The sequence below is a fragment of the Pseudoalteromonas sp. S16_S37 genome (assembly GCF_014694405.1).
Lineage (GTDB): Bacteria > Pseudomonadota > Gammaproteobacteria > Enterobacterales > Alteromonadaceae > Pseudoalteromonas.
On record NZ_JAAUWV010000113.1, the window covers coordinates 1 to 3,007 of the forward strand.

Here is a 3,007-nt window from a genome sequence, read left to right on the forward strand (position 1 = left end):
GGCTATCTGTTCGGCGCGGTGTGCCCAAGTAATGGAAAAACGGAGGCATTCATTAGTCCGTTTGTGAACAAAGATGGCATGAGACAACACTTGAAACAGATCAGCGACGCAACGGAGGCAGGACGACATGCGGTGGTTATTATTGATGGTGCTGGCTGGCATACACAGGATACGGCCTCATTTTTTAACAATGTCACCCTCTTGATCTAGTGTACGAAAACTAACTATAGGATTGTGCAATAACTCTGGGAATATCCGAGAATGTACGGGATTGAGTGAGACACTATTTTAAACTTCGTTTCATATTATGAAAGTCGGCGGCGCTTTAGAATTTGCGCCGTTTTTTGTTGGTTAGTTTATAGATGTGGCTTTTTCTGCTGTGCCATTTCGGTATTGTGACTGGGTAACTTTGGCGGTATCTATCAAGTGTTGCAACGCGCCGTCAACATCATCCAGCGAATTACAGCCATATGAGTTTAGAAACCCAGCTATAAAATGTAGCGCTATTTTATCTTGCTCTTCCTTTATTAGCATGTTGCTGGCCCTTCATTATTATGTCCATCAAATAAGTCACCTTGAACGTCACCATATAGGATCATGTTCTTGGTTCTGATCACCGTATAAACCCACTGTACTGAGCAGCCAAATTTTTTGGCAAGTTCACGATGGTTGTTACCTCTAAACTCAGCCCATATCTGATTGCTTTTGAGCATTGCATCCAGCTTACGGCCTTTGCATACATAAACATATTCGCCGCCAAATGTTGTACGAACGGTGTCTATAACATCTAAGCCCAGTTTAGTTGCACCATCTTCACCCAGTGCTTCTTTAGTTCCTTCGGCTACCAGCTCTAAAATGGTAAATAGCATACCTTCAGCACGTTCAGACGCTTTGCCCAATGCCACATGATCTAAATTAGACATTACTCACCTCGCTATATTTACCCAACATTTGGCCTGTGAAGTTCAAAGCGGCTTCAAGCTGCTCAACATTACAACGTTGAAACTTGCCACTATAGTCATACACATATCGCTGAGCTGCCACTTGTTCTTCCTTATATAAAGGAAGCGCTTTTAAATCAGGTGCAAGTTCGGCCATATCTTTTGCCATTAACCTTATATACCAACACTTAAGTTGTTCGATCAGTGTATGTAGCATTTTTGGCTGTAGCCATTCCAAGCGCTCTATTGCCACATTCTTATTCAAACGCTTTGCCTGATTTTTGGACCAGTTCAGCAATGCTTGTTCTGACCCCTCCTTTATATAGCCGCGATACTTCATCGCAATCCAAAGTTGTCGCAGTTTGTCGAGCTGGGTTTTATCTTCTTTGTCGCGCGTAATTGGTGAGTTTTTGCCACTGCGCTTTTTAGCAATGACCTTAAACCCTTTGCTTTTCATATGATCGAGTACGAGCTTTAACTCGGCTAAATTCATGGCTCTGCAACTGTCTTTTTTGGTCAACTGTTTAAGAACCTGACGATATAACTCTTCATCCCAGCCTAACTGGCCTTTGCCAACGTGTATTAGTTGAATGTAACGTGATTTTGATAAGTACATAACCACCACCTATAAAGATTTACTAACCAACGGAATTTGAATCCACGCGCCTAGTTCGTTACGTTCATGAAACCGCACGTATGTTTTTGTAGAACCAAAAATAAATGCGTCATCTATTGCTTCCATTCCTGCTGCCCAATCGTCTGATTTATGGCTGTATCGGTATTTACTACGCAACTCCATAATTTTAGTTTTGCTATATTGGCCCTCTTTGTCGGTTTCAAACGCGTTCATTACTATGTCTTTTATTAGCTGCGCTTCATCGTCTAGCTTATTCAGCAACCCATTTACCACACCTAAAAACAGCTCTTTAGCTATTAAAATCTCAGGTCCAAAACTTATGTCATCAGCAACGCCTACTTTCACGCGGCTTTTACCGTCGAACGATGTCAGAGTAATGTTACCTTTAGTTCCGCCTATCTCAACGTTGTAACTGTGAGCCATATCAGCAATAAAATCGTTTACTTGCGAGTACACACCGCGTTTAAAATCTTCATGCTCAGCGCTTAACTGCTTAGCACGTTGAACTAGCTCTAGCACCAACGTATTTTGTGCCTTATCGTTGTCGCTTACTTTGTTGGCTGGGACTTTATAACCGCTTCTATTAATTAAAAATTCTTGTTCCATGATGTCACCTTACTGCGCTATGAGTTTTTGTTGAGGTTCGCCATTAATTGGGCGGTTGATTGAATGCTTTTTACCAGCTCTCATGCCATCGCTTACAGCGCTACCTGTATTAGCTTTTTTACCTCTTTGCATTGCTTTCGTTGTGGTCAAATCTGGGTAATGTTTTGCTTTGTATGTTTCAACTAATGCTAATTCGGTTTCAGTCAGCGCAAAATCTTTAACTTGCTGGCTAACGCCATAAATCCAACCCAGCGCAAACTTGTCACCCCTTGCCACTTTAGTTGCTCGCTTACACTGTTTAGGCTGCTTTTTAACGTAATTGCTGCGTTCAACTTTTAGTTTTGAAAACAATACTTCCCAGCAGTAACCTGCTAACTCAGGCTGTGGTGTAACACCAATAAACCGAACATCACTACTCACAAAATTGCGCGTTATAACAACTTCAACGCCAAACGCCCGTTGTATTAAATTGAGCAAACCAGCTTGATAATTCACGATGCGATTTACACCAAATGCAAAACGTTGCTCATCAATATTGCTCATACCTATGTCTTCAGCACTAATACGGTGCTTATTCATGAGCGCTTGAGCTGTTCGCATAGCTGCTGCCGCTTCGTTTTCGTTCGTCGCTGACTTAGCTAAAGCTAAGCATTGCTTAATTTTTCTTAAAATTCGTTTATCCACGGCGGCTTATCTCCTGAAACTTATGAAATTTATCGCCCTGACACTTAGGGCAAACCGTTACGCCTTCGCCAACCCAGCCACAGCCATTTGTTAAACAGCGCAAACCTGTTGGTTCTGCGATCACTACGATTTCACGCTG

The 3,007-nt window shown here is 42.1% G+C and carries 5 protein-coding genes and 1 pseudogene; 1 reads left to right on the top strand and 5 read right to left on the bottom strand.

Annotation, left to right across the window (positions count from 1 at the left end):
- A pseudogene (locus tag HC733_RS23310) lies at positions 1–210 on the top strand (IS630 family transposase); the annotation flags it as partial.
- A 141-nt stretch (positions 211–351) separates the two neighbouring features.
- On the opposite strand, the gene HC733_RS21810 reads toward HC733_RS23310, so the two are convergent.
- Genes HC733_RS21810 through HC733_RS21830 form a run of 5 tightly spaced genes read right to left on the bottom strand, consistent with a single transcriptional unit; the run spans position 352 to position 2,868 of the window.
- Positions 352–534, bottom strand: coding sequence for a hypothetical protein (locus HC733_RS21810; protein WP_190367082.1), 183 nt, complete (start codon positions 532–534; stop codon positions 352–354).
- Positions 528–923, bottom strand: coding sequence for a Mor transcription activator family protein (locus HC733_RS21815; RefSeq protein WP_190367083.1), 396 nt, complete (start codon positions 921–923; stop codon positions 528–530). Before HC733_RS21815 ends, HC733_RS21810 begins: the two co-directional genes overlap by 7 nt.
- Complete coding sequence (locus tag HC733_RS21820; protein ID WP_190367084.1) at positions 916–1,557, bottom strand: gp16 family protein; 642 nt, start codon at positions 1,555–1,557, stop codon at positions 916–918. The genes HC733_RS21815 and HC733_RS21820 overlap by 8 nt, the downstream gene beginning before the upstream one ends.
- Before the next feature lie 9 nt (positions 1,558–1,566).
- Positions 1,567–2,184 carry a DUF3164 family protein gene (locus HC733_RS21825; protein ID WP_190367085.1) on the bottom strand — a complete coding sequence of 206 codons (618 nt, stop codon included), beginning with the start codon at positions 2,182–2,184 and terminating at the stop codon, positions 1,567–1,569.
- 9 nt (positions 2,185–2,193) lie between these two features.
- Positions 2,194–2,868, bottom strand: a complete 675-nt coding sequence (locus tag HC733_RS21830) for a DUF7168 domain-containing protein (protein ID WP_190367086.1) — start codon at positions 2,866–2,868, stop codon at positions 2,194–2,196.
- Between the last annotated feature and the right edge of the window lie 139 nt (positions 2,869–3,007).